The sequence below is a fragment of the Gordonia desulfuricans NBRC 100010 genome (assembly GCF_001485495.1).
Classification (GTDB): Bacteria; Actinomycetota; Actinomycetes; order Mycobacteriales; family Mycobacteriaceae; genus Gordonia; species Gordonia desulfuricans.
In genome coordinates this window covers 38,178-54,295 of sequence record NZ_BCNF01000057.1, presented here as the reverse complement: position 1 = coordinate 54,295, position 16,118 = coordinate 38,178, and the positions used below count along the sequence as shown (strand labels likewise).

Annotated in this window: 12 protein-coding genes; 7 read left to right on the top strand and 5 right to left on the bottom strand. The window is 68.0% G+C overall.

Annotated features, from left to right (window positions below):
• Window positions 1-467: 467 nt before the first annotated feature.
• Complete coding sequence (locus tag GD1_RS10220) at window positions 468-1,367, bottom strand: nucleoside triphosphate pyrophosphohydrolase (protein ID WP_020792379.1); 900 nt, start codon at window positions 1,365-1,367, stop codon at window positions 468-470.
• Between the two features lie 68 nt (window positions 1,368-1,435).
• On the bottom strand, window positions 1,436-5,017 hold the full coding sequence (mfd, locus tag GD1_RS10215) for a transcription-repair coupling factor (protein ID WP_059036923.1): 3,582 nt from the start codon (window positions 5,015-5,017) through the stop codon (window positions 1,436-1,438).
• A 124-nt stretch (window positions 5,018-5,141) separates the two neighbouring features.
• Between mfd and GD1_RS10210 the strand changes: the two genes are divergently transcribed.
• Entirely contained in the window at window positions 5,142-5,936 is a 795-nt protein-coding gene (locus tag GD1_RS10210; RefSeq protein WP_059036922.1) for a dioxygenase family protein, read from the top strand.
• A gap of 15 nt (window positions 5,937-5,951) precedes the next feature.
• Here the strand turns inward: GD1_RS10210 and GD1_RS10205 are convergent, their stop codons facing one another.
• The gene (locus GD1_RS10205) at window positions 5,952-6,719 is read right to left on the bottom strand and encodes a TetR/AcrR family transcriptional regulator (protein ID WP_053778433.1); all 768 of its coding nucleotides are present in this window, start codon (window positions 6,717-6,719) and stop codon (window positions 5,952-5,954) included.
• A gap of 262 nt (window positions 6,720-6,981) precedes the next feature.
• Between GD1_RS10205 and GD1_RS10200 the strand changes: the two genes are divergently transcribed.
• Genes GD1_RS10200 through GD1_RS10185 form a run of 4 tightly spaced genes read left to right on the top strand, consistent with a single transcriptional unit; the run spans window position 6,982 to window position 10,614 of the window.
• The gene (locus tag GD1_RS10200) at window positions 6,982-7,626 is read left to right on the top strand and encodes an ABC transporter permease (protein ID WP_059036921.1); all 645 of its coding nucleotides are present in this window, start codon (window positions 6,982-6,984) and stop codon (window positions 7,624-7,626) included.
• Window positions 7,623-8,882, top strand: a complete 1,260-nt coding sequence (locus GD1_RS10195) for an ABC transporter ATP-binding protein (protein WP_059036920.1) — start codon at window positions 7,623-7,625, stop codon at window positions 8,880-8,882. Before GD1_RS10200 ends, GD1_RS10195 begins: the two co-directional genes overlap by 4 nt.
• Entirely contained in the window at window positions 8,879-9,625 is a 747-nt protein-coding gene (locus GD1_RS10190) for an ABC transporter permease (RefSeq protein WP_059036919.1), read from the top strand. Before GD1_RS10195 ends, GD1_RS10190 begins: the two co-directional genes overlap by 4 nt.
• Window positions 9,625-10,614, top strand: coding sequence for a glycine betaine ABC transporter substrate-binding protein (locus GD1_RS10185; RefSeq protein WP_059036918.1), 990 nt, complete (start codon window positions 9,625-9,627; stop codon window positions 10,612-10,614). Before GD1_RS10190 ends, GD1_RS10185 begins: the two co-directional genes overlap by 1 nt.
• A 17-nt stretch (window positions 10,615-10,631) precedes the next feature.
• On the opposite strand, the gene GD1_RS10180 is transcribed toward GD1_RS10185, so the two are convergent.
• Window positions 10,632-11,318, bottom strand: a complete 687-nt coding sequence (locus tag GD1_RS10180) for a TetR/AcrR family transcriptional regulator (protein WP_157079433.1) — start codon at window positions 11,316-11,318, stop codon at window positions 10,632-10,634.
• Between the two features lie 207 nt (window positions 11,319-11,525).
• On the opposite strand from GD1_RS10180, the gene GD1_RS10175 reads away from it, so the two are divergent.
• A complete protein-coding gene (locus tag GD1_RS10175) occupies window positions 11,526-12,725 on the top strand; it encodes a serine/threonine-protein kinase (protein WP_059036916.1) in 1,200 nt (399 codons plus the stop codon).
• On the opposite strand, the gene GD1_RS10170 is transcribed toward GD1_RS10175, so the two are convergent.
• Window positions 12,712-13,317, bottom strand: coding sequence for an FMN-binding negative transcriptional regulator (locus tag GD1_RS10170; protein ID WP_020792556.1), 606 nt, complete (start codon window positions 13,315-13,317; stop codon window positions 12,712-12,714). The genes GD1_RS10175 and GD1_RS10170 overlap by 14 nt on opposite strands.
• A gap of 104 nt (window positions 13,318-13,421) precedes the next feature.
• Between GD1_RS10170 and mgtA the strand changes: the two genes are divergently transcribed.
• Window positions 13,422-15,992 carry a magnesium-translocating P-type ATPase gene (gene mgtA / locus GD1_RS10165; protein ID WP_059036915.1) on the top strand — a complete coding sequence of 857 codons (2,571 nt, stop codon included), beginning with the start codon at window positions 13,422-13,424 and terminating at the stop codon, window positions 15,990-15,992.
• Window positions 15,993-16,118 lie beyond the last annotated feature (126 nt).

Genomic DNA, 16,118 nt, shown 5'->3' with positions numbered 1-16,118 from the left:
TCGGGCCCAGGTTTTTCCATCTGGATCGGTGGATTCAGGTTGAGCCGCTGAGGAGCGTAGCGACGAGACGTGTCGAAACCTCTGTTGGCCGAATTCGGTGGCGTGACCACCTTGGAGGTGGTCGATTCCTGACGTCGGGTTGCGGGGATTTCGACTCGGGTCCTCGCTACGCTCGGTCCCGGCTCAATCAACGTGGAACGCCCGGCTCAATCAGCTTGCCCCACACGATGGTTGAGCCGACGAGGAGCGCAGCGACGAGACGAGTCGAAACCTCAGACAGCCGAACTCGGAACCGGACCACCTCAGAGGTGGTCACCACCCCGAGGAAACCCACAGAGATTTCGACACGGGTCCTCGCTACGCTCGGTCCCGGCTCAATCATCAAAGGACGCCCGGCTCAATCATCAACAGGAATCACCAGCTCAATAGCCAACGCCCAGTTGATGGTTGAGCTGAACCCGGGACGGTTACTGCTGGCGGTCGAGGACGGCGAGCCAGGCGTCGGGGCCGTCGAGGGTGATGCCGTCGATCCGCGCCTGCTCCTCGACCGCCCGGACCTGATCCATCAGGTCCAGGGTGCGTTCGCGCGCCTGCGCCTCGACACTGTCGTCACCGGCCACCACGGTCACGGTCAGCACCGCCGGGTCGATCCGTTCCACCGGATAGCCGGCCGCGGTCAGGCGCTCGAGCACCTTCTGCGTCAACGCGAGGGCCGGCGCCGTGGTGGCGATCCCGTCGAGGACCGAACCGCGCTGCTTCTCGGCGGCCTTGCGTTCCTCCCACTCCCGGATCTGGGTCTCCAGATCGGAATGCTCCCCCGACAGCACGCCCGGGGTACGACCGGACACCTTCTGGGTGAAGCTGCGCGCCACCGCGTCGATGTCGAACGGCGCCGCAGGATCGTCGGCGGCGATACGCGCATGGAAGAGCACCTGCAGCAACAGATCCCCCAACTCTTCGCGCAGGTCGGCCTGATCTCCGCCGTCGATCGCGTCGAGCAGCTCGTAGACCTCCTCGAGTAGATACCGTCGGAGCGAGGCGTGGGTCTGGGTGCTCTCCCACGGTCCGTTGCGGCGCAGGGTGTCCATCAACGCGACCGCCTCCAGCAGATCGCTACCGGCCGGCACCGCCGACGCGATCACCTCGTCGCCGTGTGCGATCCGGGCCTGCACCAACGGGTGCGCGGCGTCGGTGGACACCAGCGTCCCCGCGGTGTCGGTCTCGACGAACACCGGCTCGAAATGATCGAGCTGCCACAGGATCGACGTCGGGACGTCCTCGGTGACGAACACCGCACCCGCCAGGTGGGTGCGGGCCCGCACCGGGATCATGTCCGGTCGATGCGGGTCGAGCAGGACCACCGTCATCGGAATGCCTTTCGCCGTGGTGCTGGTCGGTTCGGAAGAACCTCTGCGGTAGACGTTAGTGCGTCAGCTCAGTCATCCAGTGGTTTGAGCGTCTTGAGGAATGTCACCAGATAGTCGATCAGCTCCTCGTCGCGCAGCCGCGCCGACCCGACACCCCCGGTACGCGGGATCGGCAACGTGACCAGCTCGGTGGTCGCCCGGTACGTCGCCGCCGAGTACAGCCTCTTGAGCCGGACCTGCTCACTGTCGAGCAGATAGAGCGGCGAGATCTTCACGTTGGTGCCGACCGCACCCAACTCGGCGATCCCGCGCTCACGACACCGCAACCGCAGCCGGGCGATCGCCGCCAACCGGGTGGTCTCCACCGGCGGCTCACCGTAGCGGTCGAGCAGTTCGGCCATCGCCGCGTCGACGTCGGCATCGGAGCCGGCCGCGGCGAGCTTGCGGTAGGCCTCCAGACGGAGCCGGTCGGAATCGACGTACTCCACCGGGATGTGGGCGTCGACGGGCAGATCGATGCGGACCTCGGTGGTCTCCTCGGTGGTCACCGGCTTGCCGTCGGCGGCCGCACGATAGGCCTCGACCGCCTCGCCGACCAGCCGGACATACAGGTCGAAGCCCACACCGGCCACGTGCCCGGATTGTTCTGCACCCAATACATTTCCGGCACCGCGCAGCTCGAGATCCTTGAGCGCCACCGCCATTCCCGCGCCCAGCTCGTTGTTCTGGGCGATGGTGGCCAGCCGGTCGTATGCCGTCTCGGTGAGCGGCTTCTCCGGACTGTAGAGCAGATAGGCGTAGCCCCGCTCGCGGCTGCGTCCGACGCGGCCACGCAGCTGATGCAGCTGCGACAGACCGAGGTTCTCGGCGCGGTCGACGATCAGCGTGTTGGCGTTGGAGATGTCCAGGCCGGTCTCGATGATGGTGGTACACACGAGCACGTCGAAGTCGCGGTTCCAGAACCCCGACACCGTCTTCTCGAGTTGATCCTCGTTCATCTGGCCGTGGGCCACCACGACTCTCGCCTCGGGCACCATGTCGGCGATCTGCTTGGCGGTCTTGTCGATGGTCGACACCCGGTTGTGCACGTAGAACACCTGCCCGTCCCGCAGCAACTCGCGGCGGATCGCGGCAGCCACCTGCTTGGGTGCATAGGCACCGACATAGGTGAGCACGGGGTGCCGTTCCTCCGGCGGGGTGAGGATGGTCGACATCTCGCGGATGCCGGCCATCGACATCTCCAGGGTGCGCGGGATCGGCGTCGCCGACATGGTCAGCACGTCGACGTGGGTACGCAGGGACTTGATGTGTTCCTTGTGCTCGACGCCGAATCGCTGTTCCTCGTCGACGATCACCAGCCCGAGGTCCTTCCAGATGACACCGGTCTGCAGCAGACGATGGGTGCCGATCACGATGTCGGCCTCACCGGAGGCCATCTCGGCGATGATCTCCTTGGACTCCTTGGCGTCGGTGAACCGGGACAACCCCCGCACCCGTACCGGGAAACCGCTCATCCGCTCGGCGAAGGTCTGCAGATGTTGTTGCGCCAGAATGGTGGTCGGGACGAGTACCGCGACCTGTTTGCCGTCCTGGACCGCCTTGAACGCCGCGCGTACCGCGATCTCGGTCTTGCCGTAGCCGACGTCGCCGACGATCACACGGTCCATCGGGACCGCCTTCTCCATATCGGCCTTGACCTCACCGATCACCGTCATCTGGTCGACCGTCTCGGTGAAGTCGAACGCATCCTCCATCTCGTGCTGCCACGGCGTGTCCGGGCTGAAGGCATAGCCGGGGGCGGCGTGCCGCGCCGCATAGAGCTGGACGAGTTCACCGGCGATCTCGCGAACCGCCTTGCGCGCCTTGCGTTTGGTGTTCTGCCAGTCCGAACCGCCGAGCTTCGACAACGACGGCTGCTCACCGCCGACATACCGCGACAGCTGGTCGAGGGCATCCATCGGCACATACAGCCGGTCACCGGGCTGCCCCCGCTTGCCCGCGGCGTACTCGAGCACGAGATATTCACGGCGCGCGCCGGATACGGTGCGTTCGATCATCTCGACGAACTTGCCGATGCCGTGCTGGTCGTGCACCACCAGATCGCCGGCACTCAGGGCGAGCGGATCGACCTGGTTGCGCCGTTTGGCCGGGAGCTTGCGACCGTCACGGACGGTGGCGACCCGCGATCCGGTCAGATCGGCCTCGGTGACGACGACCAGCCCGGCCGACGCCGCGATGATGCCGTGCCGCAGGGTTCCGCCGTAGACGGTGACCTCCCCCGGCGCCGGACGCGCACCCGGCTCGGCGACGGTGTGCGGGACCTCGGCGTCGGCGAGACGCTCGGCGATTCGCTGTGCGGTTCCCTTGCCCGCCACCACGATTGCGGCGGGCTTGCCGGTGGCGACGTGTGCTCGCAGCGTGGTGAACGTCGCGGCGATCTCGTCTTCTTTGCCGTGCGGGGCCGGGCCCGGCTGGAGGTCGAGCTCGAGTTCCTCACCGAACCCGGTGGACAGCGGGCTGATCGTCCACCACGGCCGTCCGGCCTCGAGGGTCGCGGCGAGTACGTCGTCGAGCGGCCGATAAGCACTGGCCTGCAGGTTGATGCCGGTACCGCCCTCGGCGCCGCGCCCGTCGATCGGGGCGGTGGCCCCCATCGCCGCGGCATTCCACGACGCCTCGAGGAACTCCGCGCCGGTCGCGGCGAGATCGGCCGCCCGGGTGCGGACCTTCTCCGGGTCGAGCACCAGGACACGCGTGCCGCCCGGGACCACCTCTGTGAGCAGCTGCATGCGTCCCTCGACGAGCGCCGGGATCAGCGCCTCCATACCCTCCACCGGGATGCCCTCGGACAGTTTGGTGAGCATCTCGGCCAGCGAGGCGTCGCCCGCGTTCTCCGCGGCGAGATCGGCGGCACGGCGCCGCACCCGGTCGGTCAGGACCAGTTCACGGCAGGGGTGGATCTGCACCACCGATGCGTCGACCTCGGGCTGACTGCGCTGATCGGCCACCGAGAAGGCCCGCATCTCGCTGATCTCGTCGCCCCAGAACTCCACCCGCACCGGATAGTCGGCGGTGGTCGGGAAGACGTCGAGGATGCCGCCGCGGACCGCGAACTCGCCGCGGCGACCCACCATGTCGACGCGCTCGTAGGCCATCTCGACGAGATCCTCGAGGAGTCTCTCGAAGTCGAGCTCGATGCCCTCGCGCAGGATGATGGTCCGGACCTCCCCCAACCCCGGGGCCATCGGCTGCACCAGCGAACGCACGGTGGTGACGATGACCCGCAGCGGATGGTCGCCGGGCACGGCGAGGCGATGCAGCACGGCCAGTCGCTGACCGACGGTGTCGGCGCTGGGTGACAGCCGTTCGTGCGGCAGGGTCTCCCAGGACGGGAACTGCGCCACCGACGCCGGGTCGTCGAGCAGTTCGCGCAGTTCGGCGGTGAGATCGTCGGCCTCACGGCCGTTCGCCGAGACCACCAGCAGCGGCGCCGGCGTGGCCTGTGCGAGCGCGGTGACCACGAAGGGCCGGGCGGCGTCGGGGGCGGTGATGTCGAGGCGATCGGTGTCGCGCCGGTCGGCCAACGCCGCCAGAGACGAATCCGAGCAGGTGACCGCGGCTAGCCCGGAGAGGGCGGGTGAGGACGACACTCTTACAGATTCTAAGCCGTGACCTCTGGTCGACACCGGCGGCATCCGGACGCCGGAACCCGCCGTCGCCCACCCGGGCGAACATCGCGGAAACAAAACGGACCGGAGTACTGTTTTGTAGGATATGACCATGTCGGAAGCACCGTCACGCACCCCAGCCCTGTTCCTCAGCCACGGGGCCCCACCGCTCGTCGACAGCAAGCGGTGGGTCGGCCAGCTCACCGAGCTGTCCGGCGAGCTGCCCCGCCCCACCGCGATCCTGGTGGTCTCGGCGCACTGGGAAGCCGCCCCGCTGACCATCGGCTCCACCGACCCGCACACCCCGCTGACCTACGACTTCTGGGGCTTTCCCGAGCGCTACTACCGGACCACCTACTGGTCGCCCGGCGCACCGGAGCTGGCCGCACGCGTCGCGGCGATGATGCCCGACGGCGAACCGATCGCCCACGACCAGCGACGACGCCTCGACCACGGCGCCTACGTACCGCTCACCGTGATGTACCCCGACGCCGAGATCCCGGTCCTGCAGATCTCGCTTCCCACCCTCGATCCCGAACGGCTGATCTCCCTCGGGCGGCGGCTGGCCCCGCTGCGCGACGAGGGCGTGCTGATCATCGGCTCCGGATTCACCACGCACGGTCTGCCCTACCTCACCGACCCGCGCCCGGAGGCCACCCCGCCGACCTGGTCCGCGGAGTTCGACGCCTGGACCCACGAGCGTTTCGCCGCCGGCGACGTCGAATCGCTCATCGACTTCCGCCGGCGCGCCCCGGGCATGCCCTATGCACACCCGACGATCGAACACTTCGCGCCGATGTTCGTCGCCCTCGGCGCCAGCGACGACCCCGAGCAGCATCCCGACCAGGTGATCGACGGCTTCTGGATGGGACTGGCCAAACGCAGCATCGTGCTGAACTGACCGGTCCGGCTCCCGCTAGTCCGCGGCGGGTGCCGCCTCGTCGGTGACCGGCGCCTCGTCGGTGACCGGTACCTCATCGGGTCCGGGCGGGCCGTCGGCGGTGGTCCGCGCGGTCTGCTCGGAGTAGTCCGGGCCCACCAGGTGCGGATGCGGATCGAGCCGCGTCAGCCCGTTCCAGCACAGGTTCACCAGGTGGGCGGCCACCACTTCCTTCGACGGTTCGCGGACATCGAGCCACCACTGCGCGGTCACCGAGACCATGCCGACCAGCGCCTGCGCATAGAGCGGAGCGAGCTTCGGATCGAATCCACGCCGCTCGAAATCACCGGCCAGGATGTGCTCCACCTGGCTGACCGCATCGTTGAGCAGACTCGAATAGGTGGTGGCATCGCTACTGGCCGTACTGTCGCCGCGCACGAGAATCCGGAACCCGTCGGTGCGTTCCTCGACATACGTCAGCAGGGCGAGGGCCACCTGCTGGATGCGGTAGAGGGAGCGGTTGCGGGTCAGTGACGACGTGACCATCTCCAGGAGGGTCTCCATCTCGCGGTCGACGACCACCGCGTACAGCCCTTCCTTGCCGCCGAAATGCTCGTAGACGATCGGCTTGGAGACCCCGGCACGCTGGGCGATCTCCTCGATCGACGTCGCCTCGAAGCCCCGCTCGGCGAACAGCCCCCGGGCGACCTCGATCAGCTGGAGCCGACGCTGTGCGCCGGTCATCCGCGAGCGGGGGGCGCGCTGCACCGCGCCGCTCTTGTCGGGGGGTCGACTCACTGCCATGGATCCACCTTATCGAGCGGTGACGACACCGGCCGACACGTCGTATCCCGTCCGATTCCGATCGCGACGAGCCGAAGTGACCAGACTGTGACCTCATCGATATGTTCCCAGGTAGTCACAGCGGGATCACGGACGAACCCGCCGCGGTGGTCGACCGATCCCACCGAATGGGACGGATTCACCAATTGTCCCGTCTACGGTCAGTTGAGGACCCGCCCAGATGTGGCGGGCAGTCACCGGCGCCCATGGAAGGGGTTTCGATGTGCATCTCTGGGACTACATCAGCAACCACGCGAGCAATCTGACCTTCCTCACCTATCAGCATGCGTCGCTGGCGTTTCAGACCGTTCTGATCGGAACGCTCATCGCGATCGTCGTCGCCGTGGCCGTCTATCGACTCTCGCTGGGGTCTGCCCTGACCCTGACGACCAGCCGTGTGGCGCTGACGATTCCGTCGCTCGCCCTCCTCGCACTGCTGATCGTTCCCTTCGGCCTCGGGGTCGTACCGTCGTTCATCATGCTGGCGTTCTTCGCGACGATGCCGGTGGTCGGCAACGCCATCGTCGGCCTGCGCTCGGTACCGCCGGCCGTGGTGGAGTCCGCGCGCGGAATCGGGTTGCCGCGCTGGCGGATTCTGCTCACCGTGGAACTGCCCATCGCATGGCCGGTGATCCTCACCGGGATCCGCGTCTCCACCCAGATGATCGTCGGTGTCGCGGCGATCGTCGCCTACGTGCTCGGCCCGGGGCTCGGATCGTTGATCTTCAGCGGACTTTCGCGCCTCGGCGGCGCCAACGCACTGGAAATGGCCTTGACCGGAACGATTCTCATCGTGATCGTCGCACTCGTCTTCGACGCGTTGCTCGTTCTGCTCGGTCGGCTCACCATCTCGAGGGGACTGACATGACACCACCGGACACGGTCACCGGAGCGTCCATCACGCTCGACGGCGTCGTGAAACGCTATCGCGGACAAGCCAAACCGGCAGTCGAGAAGCTCGACCTCGAGATCGAGGCCGGCCACATCGTGGCCTTCGTCGGACCGTCGGGATGTGGTAAGACCACGACGCTGAAGATGATCAACCGCCTGATCGAGCCCACCGAGGGACGCATCTTCATCGGCGGGCGCGATGTCACCCGCGAGAACCCCGACAAACTGCGCCAGTCCATCGGATACGTGATCCAGTCCGGCGGGCTGTTCCCGCACTGGGACGTCGCCAAGAACATCGGCGCCATCCCCCGCGTGCTCGGCTGGGACCGCAAACGCATCACCGAACGCACCGAGTACCTGCTCGATCTCGTGGGCCTCGACGTCGCCGATTTCGCCCACCGGCTGCCCAAGGACATGTCCGGTGGCCAGCAGCAGCGCGTCGGTGTGGCCCGTGCGCTGGCCGCCGATCCGCCGGTCCTGCTGATGGACGAACCGTTCGGCGCGGTCGACCCGATCACCCGGGTTCGATTGCAGGACAGTCTGATCGGAATCCAGAAGGAACTCGGCAAGACCATCGTTGTCGTCACCCACGACTTCGAGGAGGCCACCAAACTCGGCGACGAGGTGCTGATCCTGTCCGAGGGTGGCCACATCGAGCAGTACGCGACGCCGGAGGAGATCCTCGCCAACCCGGCCACCCCGTTCGTCGAGGAATTCGTCGGATCCGGTGCCACCCTGGCCCATCTCACCCTCGCCCGTGTCCGCGACGTCACCCTCGACTCGGTGGTCACCGCCCGCGTCGGCGAGTCCTCCGAGGCGGCTGTCGGTCGTGCCCGTGCCGCCGGACAACGGTGGCTGGTCACCGTCGACGTCCACGGACGTCCGCTCGCCTGGCCGTCACTCGACGAGGTGGCCACCAAACCCCAGGTCAACGCATATGTCGACCACCGCCTGCCGGTGGTGGCGTCGTCGTCGACGCTCAACGACGCCCTCGACAGCATGCTCGCCGCCAGCCAGGGCGGCACGCTGGTCACCGATTCGCGCGGGGCGGTGATCGGTTCGCTCGCGATCGGGTCGGTCATGGAGATCATCCAGGGCCGCATCGCCGAGGTCCGCGACGACGACCACTCCACCTACACCGAACACACCGAACACACCGAAGGCAGCGAACAGACATCTGACGGCAGACCGACCGGGGACAGCGAACCGACCGAGAGCGGCGCCTCGTCATGACCGCCCTGTCCGCCCGGTTCCGGCGTCTGCCGATGGACGTGTGGTTCGAACCACTGCTCATCGTCGTCGTGGGCGCGGGCTATCTGATCTGGTATCTGAACACCACCTTCACCGAGACCGAGAGCGCCGCCCTGACCTGGTCGAGCCTGCAGACGACCATCCTCGACCACATCAAGCTCACCGCGGTGGCGACCGCGATCGTGGTGGTCATCGCGATCCCGCTCGGGATCGTGCTGACCCGCCCGTGGGCCAGGCTGCTCAACCCGATCGCGATCAACCTCGCCAACGTCGGGCAGGCCGCGCCCGCCGTCGGTCTGCTGGTGCTGTTCACGTTCTGGCTCGGCACCGGTTTCCGCACCGCGGTCATCGGACTGGTGGTCTATGCGGTGCTGCCGATCCTGCAGAACACCATCGTCGGCCTCCGGCAGGTCGACCAGCGCACCGTCGAGGCCTCCCGTGGGATCGGGATGTCGGCGGTACGCACCCTGGTCCTGGTGGAACTGCCCCTGGCGGTACCGGTGATCCTCAACGGCGTGCGCACCGCGCTGGTGATCCTGGTCGGCACCGCCACCCTGAGTACCTTCATCGGCGCGACCAGCCTGGGCACCCTGATCACCACCGGGGTGACCCTGTTCCTGCCGAAGCTCCTCATCTCCGGCGCCATTCTGGTGGGCCTGTTGGCGCTCATCGTCGACTGGCTCGGCCGGCTCGTCGAGCTGGCCGCGACCCCACGGGGGATCTGATGCTCATCGCACGGCTCCGCAACACGACACTCGGACTCGCGGTGGCGATCCTCGGCGTCCTCACCATCGCCGGGTGCGGTCTCGTCAGTTCGTCGGGCACCTTCCACGAGGCGAAACTGCCGGACGGGAAGACACCGCTGGCCGGTGCCCAGATCACCGTCACGTCCAAGAACTTCACCGAGAGCATCCTGCTCGGCAAGATCGCCGCCACCTATCTCGCGGCGGCGGGTGCCGATGTCAGCGACCTCACCAATGCGCCCGGATCGGCGTCGAGCCGGCAGGCGATGCTCAACGGGAGTGCCGATCTCGCCTGGGAGTACACCGGCACGGCGTGGGTGACCTACCTGCACGAGACCGACGTGATCGCCGACCCCACCGAACTGTGGCAGAAGGTCCACGACGTCGAACTCGCCGAGAACCACCTGGTGTGGCTGCCGCCGGCGAACTTCAACGACACCTATGCGTTCGCGATGTCCTCGGCCACCGCGCAACGCCTCGGGATCACCCGGATGTCGCAGATCGCCCAGCTGCCGGTGTCCGAACGCACCTTCTGCGTCAACGAGGAGTTCTTCTCCCGCCCCGACGGCTTCCTGCCGATGCTCAAGACCTACGACATGCCCTACAACACCCCCGACGGTGTGCCGTCGGGCAATGTGACCCAGATGGACTCGGGTGTGGTCTACACCTCCACCGCGAAGAGCTCACCGTGCAACTTCGGGATGGTCTACACCACCGACGGACGGATCAAGAACCTCGATCTGACGGTTCTCGAGGACGACGAGCACTTCTTCCTGCCCTACAGCGGAACCGTCGTGGTCCGCGAGGACGTCCTCGACGCCCACCCGGAGATCGCGCAGTTGATGGCCACCGTGTCCGAACGCCTCACCGACGACCTGCTGCAGGAACTCAACGGCCGCGTCGACATCGACGGCCAGGATCCGTCCGACGTGGCCTACGACTGGCTCGTCAGTGAGGGACTGATCACCTGACCGCCCGGCACGTGCGGTCAGTCCTTGGTCGAGAACGCCCGCCGCACCGCTTCCAGGGTGTCGCGGTGCGCGATGTTCATCTGGTCCTCGGTGAGCGCGGCCACGGTCAGCTCCGAGCGCACCGGCTCGGTCCGGATGCTGTCGAGCAGCAGTTCCCGGTAGCGACGCCAGGTGCCGGGTACCGCCGACTCGGTGACCTCGGCGACCGCGGTGAGCATGGCCACGATCGCGAACATGTCACTGGCCGCCAGATCCGGGCGCAGCACACCGGCGGCCACCGCCCTGTCGAACACCGCCCACGCCTGCTCACCGAGGTCGGTCTTGAGTGCGGCGATCTCGGGCTGCTCGTGATCGGAGCGGGTGATCACCGCCCGCAGCCCGCGGTCGGCGGCCATCGATCCGACGACACCGTCCACCATCTCCACCACACCCGACCACGGGTCGGGGTTGTCGCGCGCTGCGCGGGCATGGTCGACGACCTCGTGCAGATGCTCGACGAGCACGCCCGCGATCAGCTCGTCACGGTTGGCGAAGCGCCGGTACACCGTGCCCACCCCGACACCGGCATGCTCGGCGACGTCGTCGAGTGAGACGTCGAGTCCGCGGTCGGCGAACAGTTCCCGCGCGGCGGCGATGATGCGCCGCCGGTTGCGTTCGGCGTCGACGCGCAGCGGACGCCGGTTCTGCTCTGATCCGCTCCCCATCGTCACAGGCTAGACGCTCGACATACCCGGTCCGAGGGCGGTGCCGGGTCCGATCTGTCGGATACCACGGTCCCCGGCGCGACCACACCGTCCGAACAGTCGACACATCCATCCACCGACTGCGAGTCCGGCTGCCCCGACGTCCGATGAGCGGGTAGCGTACCCGCAAAGAACCGGCGCCCAGGTGGCAGGAGGACACACCGCACGATGCATGACCCTGCCGATCGGAGTGGCTCCACGCTGGGTGACTACACCCTCGAGCGGCTCCTGGGTCGCGGCGCGATGGGCGAGGTCTATCAGGCCCGCGACGAGCGCCGCGGACGCACCGTGGCGTTGAAGCTGCTGGCGCCGCAGTACGCCGGGGACAGTGTCTTCCGCGAACGGTTCCTCCGCGAGTCCCGGATGGCCGCACAGCTCAACGACCCGCACATCATCCCGATCCACGACTGGGGTGAGATCACCGGACATCTCTTCCTCGACATGCGCATCGTGTCCGACGGTGCCGATCTGCGGGGTCTGCTGGCAGGTGGGCCGCTGCCCGCCGATCAGGTCGTGTCGATCGTCGAACAGGTCGCCCACGCCCTCGATGCGGCGCACGCGGCCGGACTGGTCCACCGCGACGTCAAACCCGACAACGTCCTGATCGACGGCGGCGACTTCGCCTACCTCACCGACTTCGGGCTCGCCCAGACCACCACCGATCCGCGACTCACCGACACCGGTGCGGCGGTCGGGTCGTTCGCCTACATGGCGCCGGAACGATTCGGTGCGGGCAACATCGCCACCCCCGCCGCCGACATCTACGCCCTCACCTGTGTCCTCGTCGAATGTCTGACCGCTGCACCGCCTTTCGGCGCGGGCGATCTCCAGATACTGGTGGCCGCCCACCTGAACCAGCCACCACCGGTACTCGGCAGCCCCTTCGATCCGGTGATCGCGCGCGGGATGGCGAAGAATCCGGTCGACCGGTTCGCCACGGCCGGCGAGATGGCCCGCGCCGCACGCGATGCCCTCGAGGGACGTCTGGTGATGCTGCCTCCGCCACACGCACAGGTCCCGCATGCGGCCGCCCCGATGCCCTCGGCCCCACCGGTCCCGCCCACCCCGCAGGGGCTGCCGGGCGCGAATCCCGGCCTGCCGCCGATCATCCCGATCCCGCCGGTGGCACCGCAGATCACCGGTGCCGGTCCGGTCCCGTTCGGGCAACCGGCCCCGATGGCCGGACCGTCTGCCACATCGGGACCCCCTGCGATGTCGGGACCACCTGCGATGTCGGGACCCCCGGGACCACCTGGGCCCTACCGCCCCGACGACTCCGGCGTCCGGGTCGCGGTGATCGTCGGCGCATCGCTGTTCGTCCTGCTGATCGTGCTGGTGGTGGCGGCGATCGCGATCATCGTCTCCTGACGTCCCCGCGCATCCGTTCCATCCAGGCGGCCAGTTCGGGATCGTCCATGCCCGAGACGATGGCGCGGAAGTCGTGGTCGTTCTCGTCCTGCCCGAGTTTGAACGTCGAATGGACCGCGTCGACGTGCGCGCGGAACGCGGTGATGTAGCGCCGCAACAGGTCATAGCGCTCCCCCATCTCCGACGGCTCCCACGGCTCACGGTGGTCGGCCTCGACGGCGGTCGCGAGCGTGCTCAGTGCGTCGTCGAGCTCGTCGGGAACCATCTCGATCCGCGCCCGCACCCGGATCACCGCGTAGTTCCAGGTGGGACCCCACGTCGGATCGCCGACCAGGCGCGGCGAGATGTAGCCCTGCGGCCCCTGGAACAGGATGGTGACGGTGGGGTCGTCGGCGAGTACCGCGAGCATGGGGTTGCGGCGGGACAGATGCCCGAACAGTGCATCGAGTTCGGTGCCCGCCATCTCCGGCAGCAGCGGCAGCGGTGTGGCGGTGAACGGGTCCGCGGTCGGGATGACCCAGGCGAGCGGATAGGCGCGGATCAACGCCTCGACGTCGCCGGGATGGTGCGGCGGATACTGCGGGTAACCCATGGGTTCAGTATCACCGTGGGCTCGGAGGAGGGCTCCGGCCGGTGTCCCCCGGGCCGACGACACCGACGCCGCATTCCCTGGAGATGATCGTATGATCAGCGAACGTGCAGACAGAGTCGCCGCCGTGGGCGTCACCACCGGATCAGTTGGCCCGCGAGTTCTCTTCCGGACCAGACGGACTCAGCGCCGACGCCGCCCATGCCGCGCTCCCTGCCACCCGCGCGCGTGCAGTGTCGACGTCGCACGCCAACTCGGCCTGGCGTCTGCTGGTGCACCAGTTCACCAGCCCGATCATCCTGATCCTGGTGGTGGCCACCCTCATCTCGGGGCTGCTCGGCGACTGGCTCGACGCCGCCATCATCCTGACGATCGTGCTCCTGTCGGGACTTCTCGACTTCGTCCAGGAACGCGGCGCCCAGTCGTCGATGGACCGGCTGCTCGGCACCATCCGGTTGTCGGCGACGTGCCGGCGCGACGGCGCCGAGGTCGAGGTCCCGTTCGACGAGGTCGTGCCCGGTGACGTGATCGTCATCCGTGCGGGCGACATCATTCCGGCCGACGCGGTGGTGGTGGCGGCCACCGATCTCCAGCTCGACCAGTCGAGCCTCACCGGTGAGACGTTCCCGGCGACCAAGTCACCTCAGGTCCTCGACCCCGGGACCGAACTCGCCGACCGCGCCAACATGGTCTTCGCCGGCACCCACGTCCAGTCCGGATCGGGGCGGGCGATGATCGTGGCCACCGGTCGGGACACCGAGTTCGGTGGCGTGGCAGCATCGTTGGGGAAGAAGCAACATCCGACCGGATTCGAGCGCGGGATGACCCGGTTCGGCCTGCTGTTGACCCGGGTGATGGTGGTGCTGGTCGCGGTGATCTTCGTGGTGAACCTCGTCCTGCATCGCGCAGTGATCGACTCCGCCCTGTTCTCGTTGTCGCTCGCGGTGGGACTCACCCCGCAGCTGCTGCCCGCCATCGTCGGCCTCTCCCTGGCACAGGGATCGAAGGTCATCGCCCGTCATCGGGTGATCATCAAGCGACTCAACGCGATCGAGGATTTCGGCGCGATGACCACGCTGTGCACCGACAAGACGGGCACGATGACCCTCGGCCGGATCGACCTGTCCGGGGCCCTCGACCTGACCGGTCAACCCGATGCCGGCCTGCTGCGTGTCGCCGCGCTCAACGCGACATTGCAGACCGGTCTGGTCAACGCGATGGACGCGGCCATCGTCACCGCGGCGACGGCCGCCGGCGTCGACCTCGACGGTGCCCGGGCGCTCGGCGAGGTGCCCTACGACTTCGTCCGCAAGCGTCTGTCGGTCCTGGTCGACGACCGGGCCGGGAGTGCCGGCCGCCCGCTGCTGGTCACCAAGGGCGCGGTCGAGAAGGTCTTCGAGGTCTGCGACACCGCTCGGACCGCCGACGGCCTCGTCCCGCTCGACGATGTGATCGCGTCGGTCCGCGACGTCGTCGCCGGGCTCGGAGCGCAGGGATTCCGGGTGCTGGCGGTCGCGACAAGGGAATCCGCGTCCGCGGCTGTGGAGATGGGTCCGGCCTCGGAGACCGGGCTGACCCTGGTCGGGCTGCTGAGCTTCGCCGACCCGGTGAAACCCGACGCGGCGAGCACCGTCGCGGGCTTCGCCGACGCCGGGGTGACTGTCCGGATGATCACCGGTGACGCACTGCCTGTGGCCACCCACATCGCCGGCGAGCTCGGCCTCGATCCTCGGGCGGTGATGACCGGTCGGCAGATCGACGACGCCGACGACGCCGAGCTCGCACGCCGACTGCCGGCCGTCCGCGTGTTCTGTGAGACCACCCCGCACCACAAGGAGCGGATCGTCACGGGTCTGACCGCCGCCGGGCAGATCGTGGGATACATGGGCGACGGGATCAACGACGCCCCGGCGCTGCACGCCGCCGATGTCGGGATCTCGGTCAAGGGCGCCGCCGACGTCGCCGCGTCGTCGGCGTCGATCGTGATGCTGGAGAAGGACCTTCGCAGCCTGCTCGACGGGATGCGTGCCGGGCGTCGCACCTTCGCCAACACGATGAAGTACATCCAGATGACGACGAGCGCGAACTTCGGGAACATGATCTCGATGGCGATCGCGTCACTGGTGCTGCCGTTCCTGCCGTTGCTGGCCGCGCAGATCCTGGCGATCAACCTGCTGTCGGATCTGCCCGCGGCGGCCATCGCGACCGACCGCGTCGACGATCGGCAGGTGGCCTCGCCGCAGCGCTGGGACATGCGGTTGATCGTCAACTACATGGTGGTCTTCGGGGCGATCAGCTCGATCTTCGACCTGGCCGCGTTCGCGGTGCTGCGGCTGGCGGTCGGCGCCGGGGAGAGCGAGTTCCAGGCCGCATGGTTCCTGGCGTCGGTGCTGACCGAGGTGTTCATCCTGTTCATCCTCCGGACCCGCGGTCCGGCTTGGCACAGTCGTCCGAGCGGCATGCTGATCGGGTTGTCGGCGGGTGTGGTGGCGGTGGCCTTCGCATTGGTGCTGACCCCTGCCGGCACCATCCTGCGGTTGTCGGTGCTGCCGCTGTCGCTGGCCGCGCTGATGCTGGCGATCGCCGTGGCCTACGCGGCGGCCACCGAGATCGCCAAACCACTGTTCTGGCGACGCAACGAGCATCTCGCCCGACGGGCGGGCGTCGAGTCCGCCTAGCGGGATTCACAGGCCCTCGGGTTCGGGGCCACCCGCCCGCCGAGTCTCGACCACACGCCTCGGGCCTGTCGTACGTTCGGGTGGATCGTCGCCGTTGGTCATTGTGCTGCAGGCTGACACACGCCG